The sequence below is a fragment of the Actinomadura sp. RB99 genome (genome assembly GCF_014706005.1).
Lineage (GTDB): Bacteria > Actinomycetota > Actinomycetes > Streptosporangiales > Streptosporangiaceae > Spirillospora.
Window position 1 is genome coordinate 72,385 of record NZ_JABMCA010000011.1, and the last position, 18,105, is coordinate 90,489.

An 18,105-nucleotide genomic window follows, 5' to 3' on the forward strand; every position below is an offset into this window, starting at 1 on the left:
AGGTAGACGCGCACGCCCGGGGCCGGTCCATCGCGACCGGCCCTGACGCATGCCCGGGCGGGAAGGCGGTCGGGGACCCATGGACGCTCGCCGTACGGTGAAGATCTCCAAGTACCTCGCCAAGCACCTGCGGCACCGCCCCGAGCGGATCGGCCTCACCCTCGACGCCGGCGGCTGGGCGAGCGTCCCCGACCTGCTCGACGCCGCCGCCCGGCACGGCTTCCCGTTCACCCGCGCCGAGCTCGAGCACGTCGTCGCCGTCAACGACAAGCGGCGCTACGCCCTCGACGGCGACCGGATCCGGGCCGTCCAGGGCCACAGCATCGACGTCGACCTCGGGCTCCCCGCCGTCCCGCCGCCCGAGCTGCTGTACCACGGCACCACCGAGGCCGCCGCCCCCGCGATCCGGCGCGAGGGCCTGCGGCGCATGGACCGGCACGCCGTCCACCTGTCGCCCGACACCGAGACGGCGCGGCACGTCGGCGCCCGCCGCGGGCGGCCTGTCGTGCTGGTCGTCGAGGCCGGGCGGATGGCCGCCGACGGCCACGAGTTCCGCGTCAGCGCGAACGGCGTGTGGCTGGCCGACGCCGTCCCGCCGGAATATCTTCGCTGATCGCCGCGGCGTCCGCCCACGACGGGACGTGCCGCACCCAGTCCGGGACCTCGCCGTTCTGCGGCCCGAACAGGTACCGGTACGGGACGACGTCGCGGATCGCCCGGTGCACGTCAAGCCGGTCGTCGATCATGTGGGTGATCCCGAGCTCCGCGCAGTGCAGCGCCTTCTCGGGCCGCTTCCGGCAGAACCGCACGTTCCCCCTGGCCAGCCCGGTCCTGCCGTAGAAGTCGTGGTGGTCGAGCCACGCCAGCGTCCGCTCGCGGACCCGGTCGCCGCACTTGGAGATGATCCACGCGCGCCCGCCGAACGCGTCCACGAGCCCCGGCAGCACGTCGTACACGCCGTCCGCCGCGGGCGATGCCAGCGCCTCCGCGAAGGACCCGCCGAGGAACGCCGTGTCCGCCGTCCCCGGAGCCGAGACGCCCTGGATCACGCGGCCGAAATCGATGCCGAGACGAGGTTCCATGCCTTGAGCCTGGCCGCGCCACCGCTAGAACTGAACTATCGAATGCTCGGCGGTCTATAGTTCTCGTCTATGGAGCTGAGCCGCGTGTCCACCGACGCGCTCGCCTCCTTCGCCGCGTTCGCCGAGCGCCTCAACTTCACCCGCGCCGCCGAGGACCTGCACATCTCCCAGCCGGCCCTGCACGTCAAGATCCGCAAGCTCGCCGAGACGCTCGGCCGCCCCCTCTACACCCGGCACGGCCGCCGCATCGCCCTCACCCCCACCGGCGAGGCCGTCGCCCGCCTCGCCCGCGACCTCGACGCCCGCGTCTCCGCGTTCCTCGCCGACCTCGACGGCACCGCGCCGTCCCGGCTCCCCGTCCTCGCCGCCGGCGAGGGCGCCTACCTTTACCTGCTCGGCGACGCCGTCCGGCACGGCGTCCGGCTGATCAACGGCGACCGCGCGCGCACCCTCACCGCCGTCCGCACCGGCCGCGCCGACCTCGGCGTCGCCGTCCTGGACGTCCTGCCCGCCGACCTCGCGACCGTCCCGCTGGCCGCGTACCCGCAGGCGCTCGCGATCCCGGACGACCATCCGCTCGCCGCCCGCCCGTCCCTCGCCCTCGCCGACCTCGCCGGCGCGTCCCTGGTCGTCCCGCCGCCGGCCGGCCCGCACCGCGTCGCCCTCGAACGCGCGCTCCGCGCCGCCGGCGTGCCGTGGACGGCCGCCGTCGAGGCGGAGGGCTGGCCGCTCCTGCTGCACTTCGTGTCCCTGCGCGCCGGTCTCGCCGTCGTGAACGGCTGCGTCGTCCCGCCGCCGGGGGTCGTCCTCCGCGAGATCATCGACCTGCCCGCCGTCCCCTACTACGCCGTCCACCTGCCGGGCCGCGACGCCGACCCCCTCGTCACCGGCCTGCTGACCAGGATCCGCACCGCGCTGACCACCACCGGGAGCCCACCGTGCACTTCGAGATCGCCGTCGACATCGACGCCGCCCCCGAGACCGTCTGGAACCTGCTGAAGGACGTCGAGCGCTGGCCCGACCTGACCGCCTCGATGAACCGCGTCGACCTCCTCGACGCCCCTCTCCGCGAAGGCGCCCGCGCCCGCGTCCACCAGCCCGGAATGCCCGCCGCGGTGTGGACGGTCACCACGTTCACCGAGAACGAGAACTTCACCTGGCGATCCTCGTCCCCCGGCGTCACCACGACCGGCGGCCACGAGGTCCTCCCCCGCCCGTCGGGCGGCAGCACCCTCCGCCTCACCCTCGACCAGACCGGCCCCCTCGCCCCGCTGATCGCCCTCCTCATGGGTTCGCGGACCCGCCGCTACGTCACCATGGAGGCCAACGGCCTCAAGACCGCCGCCGAGTCCCCCTGACCCGCACCCCGCACCAAGCGGCCACACCGCCCCGCGCAGCACCGCCTCGCGGCGTTGACCCACTCAACGGAGCCGCCACTCACCCGCCAAGCGCCAACCCGCTTCCAAGCCGCTGTGCCCTGACGCCACACGCCCAGCGCCACGCTCACCACCGAACACCCGCCGAACAACGGTCACCCACGCGAGACGACGCAAGACGGTCATCCGCGGACGGCGCAAAGCGATCCCTCACAACGCCGGACGTCGATCACACTCGCGCTACGAACGGCGACCACCCGCGGACGCCCCAGGGCAGTCACCCACGGAGGACGGACAGCAGTCAACTGGGGGCGGCGCAGAGCGGCCAGCCGCGGGCTGGGGACGGGCGATCATGTCGATGGCCACGCAGGGCAATCAAACGGACGACGTACGGCAGTCACACACGGGCAACGGACGACGGACGACGATCAGCCGCAGGCGACGCAGGGCGATCACCTACGGGCGAGGCGGGGCAGTTACCCACGGGTGACGCCGGACGGTCAGCCGTGGGCGGCGGACAATGATCAGCCGCAGGCGACGCAGGGGGTCGCCCAGGGGCGACGCGGAGAAGTCACCCGCAGGCGCGTGGGGCGTGTGCGACGGGCAACGCAGGGGGCGCCAGGGGCGACGCAGTTCGGTCACCTACGGAGAGGCGGGGCAGTCACCCGCAGGCGGCGTAGGGCGTGTCCGACGGGCGACGGAGGGCGGTCACCCACGGGCGGCGCAGGGGGCGCCAGGGGCGAGGCAGGACGGTCACCTACGGGGAGGCGGGGCAGTTACCCATGGGTGACGCCGGGCGGTCAACTGCGGGCCGTGGAGGGCGGTCAGTTGCGGGCGGCGACGATGTCGGCGACGGTCTTCTCCAGCGCGTAGGCGGGGTCGGCCGCGCCGCCCTTCACCTGCGCGTCGGCCTCCGCCACCGCGGTGAGGGCGCGCGCCACCCCGTCGCCCGACCAGCCGCGCAACTGCTTCTGCACGCGCTCGATCTTCCACGGGGGCATCCCGAGGTCCTTGGCCAGCGCGGCGCCACGGGCGCCCCTGGGCGCGCCGCCGACCTTCGCCAACCCCCGCACGCCCTGGGCGAGCGCGCTGACGATCAGCACGGGCGCCACGCCGGTCGCGAGCGCCCACCGCAGCTGCTCCAGCGCCTCCGCGAGCTGCCCTTCGATCGCCTTGTCCGCGACGGTGAACCCGCTGACCTCGGCGCGCCCCCGGTAGTAGCGCGCGACGGCCGCGTCGTCGACCTTCCCGCCGGTGTCGGCGACGAGCTGGCTGCACGCGGCCGCCAGCTCGCGCAGGTCGTTGCCGACGGCGTCCAGCAGCCCGCGCGCCGCGTCCGGCGAGATCTTCCCGCCGGACCGGCGGATCTCCGTCCGCACGAAGTCGACGCGCTCCCCCATCTTGGTCACCTTGGGGCAGGCGATCTTGCGCGCCTTCAGCTTCGTCAGCCCGTCCACCAGGGCCTTGCCCTTGGCCCCGCCGTGGTGGACGGCCACGAGCACCACGTCGTCCGCCGGGTCCTTGGCGTACTTGAGCACCTCGGCGGTGAGGTCCTTGCCGAGGTCCTGTGCGGACCGGATCACGAGCACCTTCCCGCCCCCGAACAGCGACGGCGACGTCAGCTCTGAGATCCGCCCGGGCTCCAGCCCGCCCGGCGCGAGGTCGATGACCTCGGCGTCCGGGTCCTTCGCCCGCACGGACGCGGCGACCTCGCCGATCGCCCGCTCCACGAGCAGCTCTTCGTCTCCCACGATCAGGATGATGGCCTCGGACACCCTTGCAGCATGCCACGCCCCGCCCCCTCCCCGCGCCACCTCCCGCTCCCCCGCCACCGCCGCTTCCGCGAATCCGCTCCCCGTGTCCCGGCCTCCCAGCAGACGCCCTCACCGGGCATCACCGCCCGCCGCCAGGCGGGCGGATCAGTGGTGGGGGACGGCGGCGATGCCGGTTCGGGTGCGGACTATGGCGATGTCGCCGTCCTGGTCGGTGCGGTGGACCTGGGTGCGAAGGCGGTGCAGGAGGCCGAGGGTCGAGGGGGCCGGGTGGCCGTAGTCGTTGTCCCGTCCGACCGAGACCAAGGAGATCGCCGCATGGGCGGCGGCCAGGAAGCGCGGGTCCTGGCTGCGCGAGCCGTGGTGCGGGACCTTGAGCACCTGGACGCGGGGAACGCTCGTCTCCAGAACGCGCTGTGCTTCGGTCTCGACGTCACCGGCCAGCAGGGCGCTGAATCCCGGGCGGCGGGCCACGAGGACGACGCTGGCGTTGTTGATCGTGGTGCCATCGTCCTGCGGTGACAGGGCGGGGCCGGTGGCCAGAGGGGCGATGATCACGAGGGTGAGGTCGCCGACGCGCCATTGCCGTCCGGCGAGCGCGGGACGGGACGGAAGGCCGGCGATGAAGCGGTTCTCGGCGCCGTCGGTCAGGGACGTCCTCACCACCTCGTGGACGGTGCGCCCGTGCCGGACGCCGGACGTTCCGCCGATGTGGTCGGCGTGCGGGTGGGTCAGGACCAGCAGCGGAACGTCCTTCACGTGCAGGCCGGAGAGGCAGCGGTCGACCGGGGCGGGGGCGGGGCCGCTGTCTACCACGACGGCGCGGCCGGGTCCGGCGGCGAGCGCGAGGGCGTCGCCCTGACCGACGTCGCAGGCGACCATCTGCCAGCCCGGCGGCGGCCAGCCCGGGGCCGTGATTCGCAGCACGACGACGGCGATCAGAACCCCGGCCATCGCCGCGACGGCGGCCGTGCGGAGCCCCGGGTGACGCAGGATCAGGACGGCGACCCCGCCGGCCAGCAGCAGCGTCACCGCGCCGAGGCCGCCGCCCGTCCACGGGATGGTGGCGTACGGGAGCGCGGCGGCGGTCCGTGCGATCCAATTGATCCAGCCCACGGCCAGGCCGGCGGGCCGGACCGCCAGGCGGGCGAGCGGCAGGGACACGGGCGCGATCGCGGTCCCGAGCGCGCCGAGCAGCGTCGCGGGCGCCACGGCCGGCGCGGCGAGCAGGTTCGCGAACAGGGACACCACACCGACCTCTCCGGAGAGCATCACCAGGACGGGCGCGACGGCGATCTCGGCGGCCGCCGCGACGGCGAGGGCGTCCGCGAGCGGGCCGGGCAGGCGGCGCGCGAGCCGCTCCCGCCACGGCGGCGCCAGGACGAGCAGGCCCGCTGTCGCCAGCACGGACAGCGCGAAGCCGTACGACCGCGCCAGCTCCGGGTCGATCAGGACGAGGAGGAGCACCGCCGCGCAGAGCGCGGGCACGCCCTGCCGTGACCGGCCGGTGAACAGCGCGAGGAGCGCCACCAGGCCCATGACCGTGGCCCGCAGGACACTCGGGTCCGGGCGCGCGACCAGTACGAACGCGGCCACCGCGACGGCCGCGACCGGCGGGGCTCGCCTCCGCCCGAGCCCGGCGACGCGGCACAGCCAGAGCACCGCGCCGATGACGATCGCGAGGTTGGCGCCGGAGACGACCAGCAGGTGGCTCAGGCCCGCGGTGCGGAAGTCCTCGGCGAGGGCCGGATCGAGCCGGGAGGTGTCGCCGTCGACCATGCCGGGCAGGACGCCCCGCTGGTCGGGCGGGAGCCGGGCAACCGCCGCGCGCAACCGCGCCCGGACGGATTCGGCGGCCCGCTGGACGGCGGACGGGCCGCCGAGCGGCGCGGGCGGGCCCCGCACGATCACCACGGCGGCGAGCAGCTCGGCGCCGCGCGGCTTCTCGAACCGGCCGCGCAGCCGCACCCGCTGGCTCGGCAGCAGCCCGAGCCACCGCGGGTCGTGCGCGATCAGCAGCACCGGCACGCGCACCCGGTCCCGCGCCACCGCTTCGACCCGCGCCCGGACGATCACCATGGGCCGCCCGCCGGCCTTCCTGGCCTGCGGGTCCCCTGTCAGCACCGCCTCGGCCGCTGCTGCCCCTCCGACCTGCGCGAGCGCCCGCACCGGCCCGGTACCGACAGCCGTCGCACGGAACGCCACACCCGTCGCGGACGCGGCGATACAGACCAGCACCATTCCCAGCAGCCGCCGGTTGAGGACGTGTGAAACCCCGCCTGCGCCAGCCCAGTTCCGGACCCTCTGGAAGAGCGCTGGGCCCAAGCGCTCTTCATCGGCCGCCGACCGCCCTAACGCCCGCTGCTCGACCGCAGGTCCCGCAGCCGTGTGCCGCGCTCCCTCGACCGCCCTATCCGCCAGCAAGGGCTGATCGCGGGCGGCGGCCGCCCCTCCGCGCCTGAACCCTCGTTCCGGCGGCGTCCACTGCTCTCCGCCACCCTGCCCTTGTCCGCTCCGCCCCTGTCCGCTCCCAGACGAGAACCGATTGGCCTCCTCCGACCAAGGCGCCCCTCTCCCCGCCGCGTCCGACGACAAGGGCCGGTTCTCGACGGCCGAACGTTCAGTCCTGAATGCCGACACTGGCGCTGTCCCGCGCACACGGCTCTCCGGCTGGTGGCCAATGTCGCGGGAGAGCTCGACGCTGCCCCCAGCCTGCCGCGATCGCACCACCGCGTCCGACGGCAAGGGCCAGTCCTCAGCGGCCGGAAGCCCGCTTCTGCGCACCGTCTCCGGTGACGTCCGCGGTTGGAAGCTGTCGGAGTGCTGGCCGGTCTCGGGCTGGGGAGGTCGTGCCGGAGGGGCGGTCGGGGGTGGGCGGTGGGTGGCGAGGAGGTAGATGGCGGTGGCGGTCGTGGTGGCGGCCACGGTCCAGGTGAGGGCGGGTGGAAAGCCGATCGTCAGGGCGGCGGTGATCCAGGTGGCGAGGGCGGGAGCGGCCAGGCGAAGGTCGCGGGTCATACGCGCACCATCGGTTTCAGGTCGGCGAAGCGGCGAGCGCCGATGCCGTCGACATCCTGGAGCTGGTCGACGGAGCGGAAGCCGCCGTGCTGGGTGCGGTAGTCGACGATGCGCTGGGCGAGGACGGGGCCGACGCCGGGGAGCTGGTCGAGCTGTTCGGCGGTGGCGGTGTTGAGGTCGACGGGCGTGCCCGGCGCGGCGGAGCCGGGTGGCGGCTGGCCCGGTGGCGGGGTGCCGGGCGCGGGCGAGGGAAGGCGGACGCCGACCGGGATCTGCTCGCCGTCGACGAGCTTGCGGGCGAGGTTGAGGGTGCCGGTACCGGCGCCGGGACGCACGCCGCCCGCGGCCTTGATGGCCTCTTCGACGCGGGACCCGGACGGGAGGGTGACCACCCCGGGGTGCTTGACCTTGCCGAGGACGTGGACGACCACGGACGCCGGGTTCGTGGCACCGGCGGGGACGGCGCCGGGTGACGGTCCCGGGGACGGGGCCGCGGCGGAGACCTCGGTCGCGGCGGCGTCCGCGGTGGAGGGGGCCGGGTCGGGGCGGGGGCGGGCCAGCCAGAGGTAGCCGCCGGCGACGAGCGCGGCGATCACCGCGATGACGGCCAGGACGCGGACGTTCGCCCTCTCGGGTCCGGAGCGCAGGCGGGCGGACGGCGGCTGCGCGGACGGTCTGAGCCGGTCGGCGAGGCTCTGGAGGCGGTCGTTGGCTGTCATGACGCCGACGCTAGGCGCGGCGCCCGCCCGCGAGCAGGGCCTGCGGAAAATGTGGATAACCCGCGACGCACCCCGCCTGACCAGGGGTTATGGCGAACAGGTCAGAGGTGCGGGGCGATCACCACGCCGAGCATCCCGGGGCCGACGTGGGCGCCGATGACGGGGCCGACCTCGCCGACGTAGACGTCCTCGACGTGCGGGATGCGGTCGCGCAGCCGGGCGGCGAGGGCGTCGGCGCGGGCGGCGGCGGCGAGGTGCTGGACGCCGAGGTCGACCCGGCGGGAGCCCGCCTGCTCGACGGCGATCTCCTCCAGCCGGGCCAGGGCCCGCGCGGACGTGCGGACCTTCTCCAGCGGCACGATCCGCCCGCCCGCGATGTCCAGGAGGGGCTTGACCATGAGCGCGGAGCCGAGCAGCGCCCCGGCGGCGCCGATCCGGCCGCCGCGGCGCAGGTGCTCGAGCGTGTCGACGTAGAGCAGGGACCGGGACATCCCGGCACGGCGCGACGCGACGCGCGCGGCCGTCTCGGCGTCCGCGCCCGCCATCGCGGCGGCGGCCGCGGAGAGGGCGGCGAGCCCGAGTCCCATGCCGATGGTGCCGCTGTCGACGACGTGGACGGGAACGGGCGCGTCCGCGGCGGCGAGGCGGGCGGCCGCGAGCGTCCCGGACATGGCGGCGGAAAGGTGTACGGACACCACCGCTCCCGCACCGGCCTCCGCCGCGCTCTCATAGGCCTGGGCGAACCGTCCGGGTGAGGGGCGGGACGTGGTGACGGGCCGCCGGTCACGGAGCGCACGGACCGCCTCGTCGCCGCCGATGTCGCCTTCGTCGCGCATGGGGCCGCCCAAGGAGATCTGCATGGGGACGACGGTCAGCCCGTGCCGTTCGGCGAGCCCCGGCGGAAGGTAGGCGGTGGAATCCGTGACGACCGCGACGGCGCTGCCCATGAACGGGACATTACCCCCCGGCCGTCAGGGCTGGACCGGGACGCCGCCGCGCCACACCCGCAGGGCGCGCAGGCCGAACGCCCACGCGAACGCGCCCTCGTGGTCGGCGTCCCACAGCACGATGTCGGCGAGCATGCCCGGGGCGAGGGAGCCGCGGTCGCCGACGCGCAGGGCGGCGGCTCCGCCGAGGGTGGCGGCGCGCAGCGCCTCGGTGACGCTCAGCCCGAACATCGCGACGGACAGGCCGATGACGAGCGGCATCGAGGTGATGCCGCACTGGCCCGGGTTGTGGTCGGTGCCGAGCGCGACGGTGACGCCGCGGTCGAGCATCTGCCGGACGGGCGCGGGGGCGCGGCTGCTGTTGAGGGCGCTGCCGGGGCAGACGGTGGCGGTGACGCCGGCGTGCGCGAGGGCCTTGATGTCGTCGTCGTTGGCCTGGGTGAGCAGGTCGGCGGACGCGCAGCCGACCTCGGCGGCGACCTGCGCGGCGCCGATGCGCTCGTTGGCGCAGGCGTGCATGCGGGCCTTCAGCCCGGCGCGCTTGCCGGTGAGCAGGAGGGCGCGGGCCTCCTCGGCGGTGAAGTGGCCCTCGTCGCAGTAGACGTCGATCGAGTCGGCGCCGGCCACGGCGGCGTCGCCGGCCCACAGGCGGACGGCCTCGATGTAGTCGCGGCGGCGGCCGAAGAACTCCGGCGGGAGGATGTGGGCGGCCAGGAACGTCGCGTGGATGCGCGGCATGGACGGCTCGCCCTCCAGCGACCGCAGCATCCGGATGTCGGCGAGCTCCCCGTCGCGGGTGAGGTGGTAGCCGGTCTTGGCCTCGACGGTGGTGGTCCCGGCGAGGATCCACTGGCGCAGCCGTTCCCGGACGCCGTTGCACAGCGTCCACGGGTCGGTGCCGCGGGTCACGGTGACGGTGGAGTTGACGCCGCCGCCCGCCGCCGCGATGGCCGAGTGCGAGGAGCCGCTGGTGCGCATCGCGAGCTCGGCCCACCGGTTGCCCGCGTAGACGGGGTGGGAGTGGGCGTCGATGAGGCCGGGGGTGACCAGGCCGCCGCCGAGGTTCTCCACGTGGTCGACGTCGACGATGTCGTCGATGATCCCCGGGACGCTCTGCGGGAGGTCCGAGGCGGGACCGGCCCAGACGATCCGGTCGTCGTGGATCAGCACGGCGGCGTTGCTGCAGACGTCGGTGCCCGTCCAGAGCCTGCCGATGTTCGTCAACAGCCGTACCGTCATAGGGTCACCGACCTGCTTGGGACGACGCGCCGCCGGGCGCGGTACCGGACGCTCCGTGTGCAAGGAGCAGGGAGGGACGGAACGGGCCGCCTGCTCGCCGTCCGGTGTTCGCACCTGCCATCGATGGGGCCACCTGCTCTCGATCCGAAACGCCGACTGGGTGCCGGCGATTCACCGTTGGAGGGTCGGGTGATCGGGCGACCACCACTGGCAACGAGACCGGAGATATCGGTTTCGTCACGGTAGTGCACTGAAGGCCCGCCCGACAAGCTCTGAGCGGGCCCGGCCGGTCGACCGGACACGGCCCGCACGCCCGTCCGTGCACCTCGTTGTGTGCGTTCGCAGCCCATCGACAGCCATCACCCGCCCCCTAGCCCTTCGACCGTACGGATTTCAACTGAACCGTCAAGCCGATTGGGGAAGCTGTCACCGTTCGGCGACCAGGATCCGCCCGGGGACGATATTCGGACGGGCCCGGACCGCCCTTTCGGACGGCCCGGGCCCGTGCGAACGCGTGCGCGGCCGGGAGGCCGGCGCGGTCAGACGATCTGCGCCGCGATCTCGTACCGGGACAGCTCGCCCGCGACGTCCTCGGGGACGCGCGCGTGCAGCAGCGTGCCCTCGGCGACGTGCTCCTGCTTGAGCACCTCGCCGCGGTCGTGCACCCGCGCGACCAGGTCGCCGCGCTCGTACGGCACCAGCGCGCGCAGCTCGGCCTCCAGGCCCGGCAGGTCGGCCTCGATGGCCTCCCGCAGGTCCTCCATGCCGAACCCGGTGCGGGCGGAGACGACGACGCTGTGCGGTTCGCGCCGCTGGAGGCGGGCGATGGCCAGGTCGTCGGCGGCGTCCGCCTTGTTGATGACGATGATCTCGGGGATCGCGTCGGCGCCGATCTCGCGGAGCACCTCCCGGACGGCGTCGATCTGCGCCTCCGGGTCGGCGTCGGAGCCGTCCACGACGTGCAGGATCAGCCCGGCGTCGGTGACCTCCTCCAGCGTCGAGCGGAACGCCTCGACGAGCTGGTGGGGCAGGTGCCGGACGAACCCGACGGTGTCGGCGAGGGTGTAGGCGCGGCCGCCCGGCGTCTCGGCCCGCCGGACGGTGGGGTCGAGGGTGGCGAACAGCGCGTTCTCCACCAGCACCCCGGCGCCGGTGAGCCGGTTGAGCAGGGACGACTTGCCTGCGTTGGTGTACCCGGCGATGGCGACGGCGGGCACCTCGTTGCGGCGCCGCTCGCCGCGCTTGGTGTCGCGGGCCTTGGACATCTCGGCGATCTGCCGGCGCAGCTTGGCCATCCGGGTGCGGATCCGCCGCCGGTCCAGCTCGATCTTGGTCTCGCCGGGGCCGCGGCCGCCGATGCCGACGCCGCCGGCCGCGCGCCCGCCGACCTGCCGGGACAGGTTGCCGCCCCAGCCGCGCAGGCGCGGCAGCAGGTAGTTGAGCTGCGCGAGCTCGACCTGCGCCTTGCCCTCGCGGCTCTTGGCGTGCTGGGCGAAGATGTCGAGGATCAGCGCGGTCCGGTCGATGACCTTGACCTGGACGGTCTCCTCCAGGTGCCGCAGCTGGCTGGGCGCCAGCTCGCCGTCGCAGATGACGGTGTCGGCGCCCGTCGAGATGACGACGTCGCGCAGCTCGGCGGCCTTGCCGGAGCCGATGTAGGTGGCCGGGTCGGGCCGGGACCGGCGCTGGACGAGCCCCTCGAGCACCTGGGAGCCCGCGGTCTCGGCGAGCAGCGCCAGTTCGCGCAGCGAGTTCTCGGCGTCGGCCGCGGTGCCCTCCGTCCACACGCCGACGAGGACGACCCGCTCCAGCCGCAGGGCGCGGTACTCGACCTCGGTGACGTCGGTGAGCTCGGTGGACAGTCCCGCGACGCGGCGCAGTGCCCGCCGGTCCTCGAGGTCGAGCTCGCCGGTCATGGGCTCGGCTTCGAACTCGTCGTAGGTCCGGTCTTCGTGGGTCTGGTCTGCAGAGAAAGGAAGAGTCATATGTCCTCGGTAGAACGCCGCGGCGCGGCTGTGTCTTCCCCGGGATCGTCTCACGGGCCGTCCTCGGGGGTCACGTGGTTATCAGGTGCGTACCCGCCGCGCGCGCGGGGAGGTCAACGGCACGGCCGGCGGGGCGCCCCCGCTTTGACCGGGCTCCGTACCGCCGAGTAGCGTTACTCCGTAAGACAGAAGTGGAATTTCACGATACGAAAGGGCGAGCAGATGGCCGAACTGGAAGGTGTCGAGGTCAACGGGCCTCTCGGGGAGCGGTACGAGGAGATCCTGACGCCCGAGGCGCTCGGCCTGCTCGCCGCACTGCAGCGTGAGCTGGGCGGCCGCCGCAAGGAGCTGCTGGCGGCCCGCGCGGAGCGGCAGCGCCGGCTGTCCGAGGGCGGCACGCTGGACTTCCTGCCCGAGACCGCGTCCGTCCGCGAGGACGCGACCTGGCGGGTCGCCGACCCGGCGCCGGGCCTGGAGGACCGCCGCGTCGAGATCACCGGCCCGACGGACCGGAAGATGACCATCAACGCGCTCAACTCGGGCGCGAAGGTGTGGCTGGCCGACTTCGAGGACGCCAACACCCCGCTGTGGAACAACATGATCGAGGGGCAGCTGAACCTGCGCGACGCCCTCGACCGCACCATCGACTTCACCGACGCCAAGTCCGGCAAGTCCTACGCGCTCAAGGACGACGCGGAGCTCGCCACCATCGTGGTCCGCCCGCGCGGCTGGCACATGGAGGAGAAGCACCTCCTCGTCGACGGCGAGCCGATGTCGGGCTCGCTGTTCGACTTCGGCCTCTACTTCTTCCACAGCGCGCGCCGGCAGCTGGACAAGGGCAAGGGCCCGTACTTCTACCTGCCGAAGATGGAGGGCCACCTCGAGGCGCGGCTGTGGAACGACGCCTTCAACCTCGCCCAGGACCGCCTGGGGATCCCGCGCGGCACCATCCGCGCCACCGTGCTGATCGAGACGATCCCGGCCGCGTTCGAGATGGAGGAGATCCTCTACGAGCTGCGCGACCACTCCGCGGGCCTGAACGCCGGCCGCTGGGACTACCTGTTCTCGGTGATCAAGAAGTTCCGGGACCGCGGCGCCGACTTCGTGCTGCCCGAGCGCAACGCGATCACGATGACCGCGCCGTTCATGCGCGCCTACACCGAGCTGCTGGTCCGCACCTGCCACAAGCGCGGCGCGCACGCCATCGGCGGCATGGCCGCGTTCATCCCGTCCCGCAAGGACGAGGAGGTCAACAAGGTCGCGCTGGAGAAGGTCCGGGCCGACAAGACCCGCGAGTCCGGCGACGGCTTCGACGGCTCCTGGGTCGCCCACCCCGACCTCGTCCCGGTCTGCCGCGAGGTCTTCGACGGCGTGCTGGGCGACAAGCCCAACCAGCGCGACCGGCTCCGCGTGGACGTCAGCGTCACCGCCGCCGACCTGCTCAACGTCAAGGCCACCCCGGGCGACATCACCGAGGCCGGCCTGCGCAACAACATCGACGTCGCCCTGCGCTACCTGGCCACCTGGCTCAACGGCTCCGGCGCCGTCGCCATCCACAACCTCATGGAGGACGCCGCCACCGCGGAGATCTCCCGCTCGCAGGTGTGGCAGTGGATCTACAACGGCGTCTCCACCGCCGAGGGCCAGAAGATCACCAAGGAGTGGGTGGAGCGGCTCCTGGACGAGGAGCTGGCCAAGATCCGCGCCGAGCTCGGCGACGCCTACAACGAGCCGCGCTACGAGCAGGCCGTGACCCTCTTCAAGGAGGTCACGCTCGCCGACGAGTACTCCGAGTTCCTCACCACCCCCGCCTACCAGCAGTTCCCGTGATGTGATGACGGGACCGGGCCGCCCCGCGCGGGTCGGCCCGGTCCCGCCGTCGGCGGGGCGGTCCGATCTTGCCGTCCGCACGGGACCCGGAGGATGGTGGAGGGGATGGAACCGGTACTCACGTCGCTGGCCCTGAAGCTGGACGCGCTGCTCGGACCCGACCGGGTGATCACCGACCCGGTGCGGCTGCGCACGTACGAATGCGACGGCCTCACCAACCACCGTTCGACGCCCGGGATCGTCGTGCTGCCCGACAGCGCGGAGGAGATCGCGGCGATCGTGCGCGCGTGCGCGGAGGCGGGCGTCCCCTACGTGGCGCGCGGGTCCGGGACGGGCCTGTCGGGCGGCGCGCTCCCCCGCGCGGACGGGGTGCTGATCGTCACGTCCCGGATGCGGCGGATCCTGGAGATCGACATCCCGGGGCAGCGCGCCGTGGTGGAGCCCGGCGTGATCAACCTGGACGTGACCCGCGCGGTGCGCCCGTACGGGTACTACTTCGCGCCCGACCCGTCGAGCCAGCAGATCTGCTCGGTCGGCGGGAACGTGGCGGAGAACTCCGGCGGCGCGCACTGCCTGAAGTACGGCTTCACCGCGCACCACGTGCTCGCGTGCGAGGTCGTGACGCCGGACGGCGAGCTGGTGGAGCTGGCGGCGGACGGCCCCGGCTACGACCTGCTCGGCGTGTTCGTCGGGGCGGAGGGCACGCTCGGCATCGCCACCAGGATCACGGTGCGGCTGACCCGGGTGCCGGAGACCGTGCAGACGCTGCTGGCGGCGTTCGACTCGATCGAGGCGGGCGGGACGGCGGTGTCGGCGATCATCGGCGCCGGGATGGTGCCGGCGGCGATCGAGATGATGGACGCCCTGTCGATCGAGGCGGCCGAGGCGGCGGTGCGCTGCGAGTACCCGCCGGGCGCGGGCGCGGTGCTGATCGTGGAGCTGGACGGCCCGGACGCGGAGGTCGCCGCGCAGTTCGCCGAGGTGGAGCGGCTGTGCCGGGACGCGGGCGCGTTCGAGATCCGGATCGCCGCGGACGACGCGGAGCGCGCGCTGATCTGGACGGGCCGCAAGTCGGCGTTCGCCGCCGTCGGCCGGATCAGCCCCGCCTACCTCGTCCAGGACGGCGTGATCCCGCGCACGGCGCTGCCGCGGGTGCTGGCGCGGATCGACGCGCTGTCGGCCGAGTCGGGCGTGCGGGTGGCGAACGTGTTCCACGCCGGGGACGGCAACCTGCATCCGCTGGTGCTGTTCGACGACGCCGAGCCGGGCGCCGCGGAGCGCGCCGAGGAGGTGTCGGGCGCGATCCTCGACCTGTGCATCGAGCACGGCGGGTCCATCACCGGCGAGCACGGCGTCGGTGTCGACAAGTCCCGCTACATGCCGCGGATGTTCACCGACACCGATCTGGACACGATGCAGATGGTCCGCTGCGGGTTCGATCCCGCTGGACTGTGCAACCCGGGGAAGGTGTTCCCCACGCCGCGGCTGTGCGGCGAGGTCCCGGGCGTGCGCAAGGGCCCGCACCCGTACGAGGGAAAGGCGGACATCTTCTGATGCGGCCGTTGGAGGCTCTGGCGAAGGTCTGCGGCGACGTCCGCGCCGGTGAGCCCGAGGAGGGCGTGCTGGGCGTGCAGCCCGCGCTGGTGGCGGCGCCGGCGTCCGTCGCGGAGGCCGCGGAGGTGATGCGCGTCGCCGCCGAGCAGGGCCTGTCCGTGGTCCCGCGCGGCGCCGAGACGCGGCTGGACTGGGGGACGCCCCCGGAGCGCTGCGATCTGCTCGTGGACACGCACCGGCTGAACAGGCTCGTCGAGCACGCTGCGGGCGACCTCGTCGCGACCGCAGAGGCCGGGCTGCCGCTGGAGGCGCTGGCCGAGCGGCTCGCGGAGGAGGGGCAGCGGCTGTCCCTGGACGTCCCGCTGCCCGGCTCCACGGTCGGCGGGACGATCGCCACCGCGGCCGCCGGCCCGCTCCGGACGCTGTTCGGCACGCCGCGCGACCTCGTCATCGGGCTCACGGTCGTCCGGGCGGACGGGAAGATCGCGCGTTCCGGCGGGAAGGTCGTCAAGAACGTCGCGGGATACGACCTGGGGCGGCTGTTCTCCGGCTCGTACGGCACCCTCGGGCTCATCGTGGAGGCGACGTTCCGCCTGCATCCGGTGCCGGCCGCCACGGCGTGGGTCGCGCGCAGGGTCGGCGGCCCGGACGAGGCGCACGAGGCCCTCCAGACCGTCCTGCACTCCCCCACGGCTCCGAGCGCCCTCGAATTCATCGGCCCCGGGACGGTCGCGGCGCTGCTGGAAGGCGTCCCGGACGGTGTCGCCGCGCGCGCTGGGCAGCTCGTGAAGCTCCTCGGCGGCGACGCCCAGATCACCGAGAACGCGCCGGACGGCTGGGGCCTGTACCCGGACGGCACCACCCTCATCGACGTCACCGCACCACCGCCGTCCCTCCGCGAACTCGTCGGCCTCGTCGACGGCCTACGGCCCGGCGTGGCGATGACATGGAGCGGCAGCGGACACGGGCAGATCGGCCTCCCCTCCGGCACCACGTCCGAGGAGGTGGCCGCGGCGCTCGGCGCGCTGCGCGACGTCCTGGGCCGATACAAGGGCGCCGCCGTCGTCCGCTATGCGCCGCAGGAAGTGCGCGGTGAGATCGACCTGTGGGGGCCCGTGCCGGCTCTCTCCCTTATGCGCCGGGTGAAGGACCAGTTCGATCCGGATCACCGGCTGTCCCCCGGCCGCTTCGTGGGAGGAATCTAGATGAGCGCCCAGGACGACCTCCCGAAGCTTCTCGGCGACTGCGTGCACTGCGGTTTCTGCCTGCCGACGTGCCCCACCTATGTGCTGTGGGGCGAGGAGATGGACTCCCCGCGCGGCCGCATCCACCTCATGCAGCAGCACCTCGAGGGCGCACCCCTCAACGCGCCGATGGTGCAGCACTTCGACCAGTGCCTCGGATGCATGGCGTGCGTGACGGCATGCCCGTCGGGCGTGCAGTACGACCGGCTCATCGAGACCACCCGGGCGGAAGTGGAACGCGAGCATCCCCGTTCGCTGAAGGAGCGGGCCATACGCGAGGCCATCTTCCGCCTGTTCCCCTACAAGCGTCGGCTCCGCGCGCTGCGCGGCCCGCTGCGCGCCTACCAGAAGTCGGGTCTGGACCGCCTAGTGCGGCGCAGCGGCGTGCTGGAACGCATCTCGCCGTCCATCGCGGCGATGGAGCGCCTCGCACCGCCCCTGGGCAAGGCGCCGCGCCTTCCCGAGTTCGTCGCCGCGCGCGGGAAGCGCCGCGCGACGGTCGGAATGCTGACGGGCTGCGTCCAAGGCGAGTTCTTCCCCGGCGTCAACGCGGCCACCGCGCGCGTGCTGGCTCTGGAGGGCTGCGACGTGGTCATCCCCGCGAACCAGGGCTGCTGCGGGGCGCTGTCGCTGCACTCCGGCCGCGAGGACGAGGCCCGCGCCTTCGCCCGCCGGACCGTCGAGACCTTCGAGTCCGCCGACGTCATCGTCGTGAACTCGGCGGGCTGCGGCTCGGCGATGAAGGAGTACCGGGCGCTGCTCGCAGGCGACCCGGCCTGGGCGGCGCGCGCCGAGGCGCTGTCGGCGAAGACCAGGGACCTCGCCGAGTTCCTCGTGGAACTCGGGCCCCGCGCGGAACGGCGGCCACTTCCGGTCACCCTCGCCTACCACGACGCGTGCCACCTGTCCCACGCGCAGGGCGTCCGCGCCCAGCCGCGGGCCCTGCTGGCCGGGATCCCGGAGCTGACCGTCAGGGAGATAGCCGAACCCGACCTCTGCTGCGGCTCCGCCGGCACCTACAATCTGCTTCAGCCGGAGGCCGCCTCCGCATTGGGCGACCGCAAGGCGGTGAACGTGGACGCCACCGGAGCCGAACTACTCGTCGCCGCCAACCCCGGCTGCTCCATGCAGATCGCCACCGCGCTGCAACGCCGCGGCGCCCCCATCGCGGTCGCGCACACCGCGCAGGTGCTGGACGCCTCGCTGCGCGGGCTCGGCCGCGACGCCCTTGTCGGACGCACTTCGTAAGGCCCTGACCAGGTGGTTCCGCCGCTTCCCCGGTGAGGGAGGCCCGGCCGCCGTCGTTCCGGCCGTCCTGTATCGTGTCTGGCCCCTGCAG

The 18,105-nt window shown here is 73.7% G+C and carries 14 protein-coding genes; 7 read left to right on the forward strand and 7 right to left on the reverse strand.

What is annotated here, in order from left to right; translation table 11 throughout:
- The first annotated feature begins 79 nt into the window (after positions 1-79).
- Positions 80-613: an RNA 2'-phosphotransferase gene (locus tag amrb99_RS13090; protein ID WP_190856200.1), complete on the forward strand. Its 534-nt coding sequence runs from the start codon at positions 80-82 to the stop codon at positions 611-613.
- On the opposite strand, the gene amrb99_RS13095 is transcribed toward amrb99_RS13090, so the two are convergent.
- A complete protein-coding gene (locus amrb99_RS13095) occupies positions 558-1,082 on the reverse strand; it encodes a hypothetical protein (RefSeq protein WP_190856201.1) in 525 nt (174 codons plus the stop codon). The two genes, amrb99_RS13090 and amrb99_RS13095, sit on opposite strands and share 56 nt — an antisense overlap.
- A 69-nt stretch (positions 1,083-1,151) precedes the next feature.
- On the opposite strand from amrb99_RS13095, the gene amrb99_RS13100 reads away from it, so the two are divergent.
- Both amrb99_RS13100 and amrb99_RS13105 read left to right on the forward strand, forming a co-directional pair.
- Entirely contained in the window at positions 1,152-2,081 is a 930-nt protein-coding gene (locus tag amrb99_RS13100) for a LysR family transcriptional regulator (protein WP_190856202.1), read from the forward strand.
- Complete coding sequence (locus tag amrb99_RS13105; RefSeq protein ID WP_190856203.1) at positions 2,021-2,440, forward strand: SRPBCC family protein; 420 nt, start codon at positions 2,021-2,023, stop codon at positions 2,438-2,440. Before amrb99_RS13100 ends, amrb99_RS13105 begins: the two co-directional genes overlap by 61 nt.
- Before the next feature lie 842 nt (positions 2,441-3,282).
- On the opposite strand, the gene holA is transcribed toward amrb99_RS13105, so the two are convergent.
- The 6 genes from holA to hflX form a co-directional block, all read right to left on the reverse strand.
- Positions 3,283-4,233 carry a DNA polymerase III subunit delta gene (gene holA / locus amrb99_RS13110; RefSeq protein ID WP_347256656.1) on the reverse strand — a complete coding sequence of 317 codons (951 nt, stop codon included), beginning with the start codon at positions 4,231-4,233 and terminating at the stop codon, positions 3,283-3,285.
- Between the two features lie 144 nt (positions 4,234-4,377).
- Positions 4,378-6,471 carry a ComEC/Rec2 family competence protein gene (locus amrb99_RS13115; RefSeq protein ID WP_190856204.1) on the reverse strand — a complete coding sequence of 698 codons (2,094 nt, stop codon included), beginning with the start codon at positions 6,469-6,471 and terminating at the stop codon, positions 4,378-4,380.
- A 773-nt stretch (positions 6,472-7,244) separates the two neighbouring features.
- Positions 7,245-7,967 (reverse strand): ComEA family DNA-binding protein, encoded by a 723-nt coding sequence (locus amrb99_RS13120; protein WP_190856205.1) that lies wholly within the window; start codon positions 7,965-7,967, stop codon positions 7,245-7,247.
- Positions 7,968-8,068: 101 nt separating this feature from the next.
- Positions 8,069-8,914 (reverse strand): DegV family protein, encoded by an 846-nt coding sequence (locus tag amrb99_RS13125; protein WP_190856206.1) that lies wholly within the window; start codon positions 8,912-8,914, stop codon positions 8,069-8,071.
- 24 nt (positions 8,915-8,938) lie between these two features.
- Positions 8,939-10,153 carry an imidazolonepropionase gene (gene hutI, locus amrb99_RS13130; RefSeq protein WP_173099701.1) on the reverse strand — a complete coding sequence of 405 codons (1,215 nt, stop codon included), beginning with the start codon at positions 10,151-10,153 and terminating at the stop codon, positions 8,939-8,941.
- A 539-nt stretch (positions 10,154-10,692) separates the two neighbouring features.
- The gene (hflX, locus tag amrb99_RS13135) at positions 10,693-12,069 is read right to left on the reverse strand and encodes a GTPase HflX (protein WP_190856286.1); all 1,377 of its coding nucleotides are present in this window, start codon (positions 12,067-12,069) and stop codon (positions 10,693-10,695) included.
- A 291-nt stretch (positions 12,070-12,360) separates the two neighbouring features.
- Between hflX and aceB the strand changes: the two genes are divergently transcribed.
- From aceB to amrb99_RS13155, 4 genes are all read left to right on the forward strand, one after another.
- A complete protein-coding gene (aceB, locus tag amrb99_RS13140; protein WP_190856207.1) occupies positions 12,361-13,968 on the forward strand; it encodes a malate synthase A in 1,608 nt (535 codons plus the stop codon).
- Positions 13,969-14,073: 105 nt separating this feature from the next.
- Positions 14,074-15,522, forward strand: coding sequence for an FAD-linked oxidase C-terminal domain-containing protein (locus amrb99_RS13145; RefSeq protein ID WP_190856208.1), 1,449 nt, complete (start codon positions 14,074-14,076; stop codon positions 15,520-15,522).
- Positions 15,522-16,727, forward strand: a complete 1,206-nt coding sequence (locus amrb99_RS13150; RefSeq protein ID WP_190856209.1) for an FAD-binding oxidoreductase — start codon at positions 15,522-15,524, stop codon at positions 16,725-16,727. Before amrb99_RS13145 ends, amrb99_RS13150 begins: the two co-directional genes overlap by 1 nt.
- Complete coding sequence (locus amrb99_RS13155; RefSeq protein WP_190856210.1) at positions 16,728-18,014, forward strand: heterodisulfide reductase-related iron-sulfur binding cluster; 1,287 nt, start codon at positions 16,728-16,730, stop codon at positions 18,012-18,014.
- The last annotated feature ends 91 nt before the right edge of the window (positions 18,015-18,105 follow it).